At 74.0% G+C, this 1713-nt stretch carries 2 protein-coding genes; one reads left to right on the top strand and one right to left on the bottom strand.

All coding sequences use genetic code 11. From position 1 onward, the window contains the following. Positions 1–1040, top strand: a 1040-nt coding sequence (locus D180_RS08535) for a PLP-dependent aminotransferase family protein (protein ID WP_017912468.1), incomplete at its 5' end; no start/stop codon positions are given. Between the two features lie 226 nt (positions 1041–1266). Here D180_RS08535 and D180_RS24730 read toward each other — a convergent pair. Further along, positions 1267–1395: a hypothetical protein gene (locus tag D180_RS24730; protein ID WP_017908007.1), complete on the bottom strand. Its 129-nt coding sequence runs from the start codon at positions 1393–1395 to the stop codon at positions 1267–1269. Between the last annotated feature and the right edge of the window lie 318 nt (positions 1396–1713).

Raw genomic sequence — 1713 nt, 5'->3', positions numbered from 1 at the left:
CCAGCGCGCTGGCGCGGCAGTTGCGCCGCCAGCGCAGCGCCGCGCTGGACTACGCACCGCCGCAGGGCCACGCCGCGCTGCGCCGGCAGATCGCGCAGCGCTACGCGCACTGCGCCACGGTCGTTGCCGCCGACGAGGTGGTGGTGACCGCCGGCGCGATGGAGGCGATCAGCCTGGGGCTGCGCACGCTCACCGCCCCCGGCGACGTGGTGCTGGTCGAGACCCCGACCTACCACGGCATCCTGCAGGCGGTGGCGGCGCTGCGCCTGAAGGTGCTGGAGGTCCCGAACCGGCCCGGCCAGGGCATCGACGCCGCACGCCTGGACGCGCTGCTGCAGCGAACGCCGGCGCGCGCCGCGGTGCTGGTGCCGAACTTCAACAACCCGCTGGGCAGCCTCACCCCCGATGCCGCCAAGCGCGCCGTGCTGGACAGTTGCGCGCGCCACGGCACGGTGGTGATCGAGGACGACATCTACGGCGAACTCGACTGGTCGGGGCAGCGCCCGCGGCCGCTGCGCCATTACGACACCCACGGCAACGTGATCACCTGTGGCGCCTTCTCCAAGGTGCTGGCGCCCGGCCTGCGCGTGGGCTGGCTGCTCGGTGGCGCCTGGACCGACGCGCTGGTGCGCGCCAAGTACTTCTCCACCATCGGCGGCGCCAGCCTGCCGCAACTGGCCCTGGCCGACTACCTGCAGCGGCACGACCTGGAACGCCACCTGCGCAAGCTGCGCCGCACCCTGGCCGACAACGGCCAGCGCCTGCGCGAGGCGGTGCTGCGGCACTGGCCGGCCGATACCCGCATCGGCGACCCGGCCGGCGGCCTGTCGCTGTGGTTGCAACTGGCCGACGCCGGCAGCGGCCAGGCGCTGTTCGAGGCCGCTCTCGCCGCCGGCATCGGCACCTCGCCCGGGCACCTGTTCTCCAGCCGCGGCGACTATGCCGACCACCTGCGGCTGAGCTGCGGGCAGCCGTGGAGCGAGACGCTGGAAGATGCGATGCGGCGGCTGGGCAAACTGACCGCGCGGCTGCCGCGCTAACGCCGCGTCCAGCGCCGCACCGCGGTCCCGATGCGAAGTTCGCTCCCAGCGCTTGCTCGCACCGCGCCTGCAAGGCGCCCTGGGCCGCCTCCGAGCGACGCCGTGCATGCAACTCCACATGCACATCGGCCCATCACGGCGATCGCACCGCACGCGACACGACCGCGGTGGCCGCATCCGGCGCAACGGCGTGACCGCGATCGACGATAGCCAGCCGCGGCGTGCGCTACGGTGTTGCTGCGCCGATCGCCAGCGCCACGCAGGCGCCGACCAGGGTGCAGGCGAGCATCGCCACGGGGCTGAGCGGGCTGCGCCAGCGCGGCCAGGGGAGCAGCAGGATGCGACGGCAAGACATGGCGCGGCTCCGATCCAGGGACGTGGCGAGGGCGAACCCTGCGGAATCTAGCCAGCGCCGGTCTCAGCAGGCGCGAACGCGATCGCACAACCGCATGTCGGGCGCTGCGGCGCACCTGATTGTTTACGAGACCGGCCACGTCGCGGCCGCGGCGGTCACCGGGCTGTCATGTGTGGGCTCGGCGAGCCTCGCATGCATCGCGCGCCTGTGGCCGCCTTGCCACCGCGCAGAACGGCCACGGACGACAAGGCGGGAACGCTGCGACTGGCAGCGCAGCGCGCGGCCCCCTGCCCGGCGGGCCGCGTCGCGCGGCCGCCG

It is taken from the genome of Xanthomonas sp. SHU 166, assembly GCF_000364685.1.
Taxonomy (GTDB): domain Bacteria; phylum Pseudomonadota; class Gammaproteobacteria; order Xanthomonadales; family Xanthomonadaceae; genus Xanthomonas_A; species Xanthomonas_A sontii.
This window is presented reverse-complemented; position numbering and strand designations above follow the sequence as displayed.

Coding starts and splice junctions, on each gene's coding strand:
- D180_RS24730 (WP_017908007.1), bottom strand. CDS start 1,395: ATGTCTTGCCGTCGCATCCTGCTGCTCCCCTGGCCGCGCTGGCGCAGC.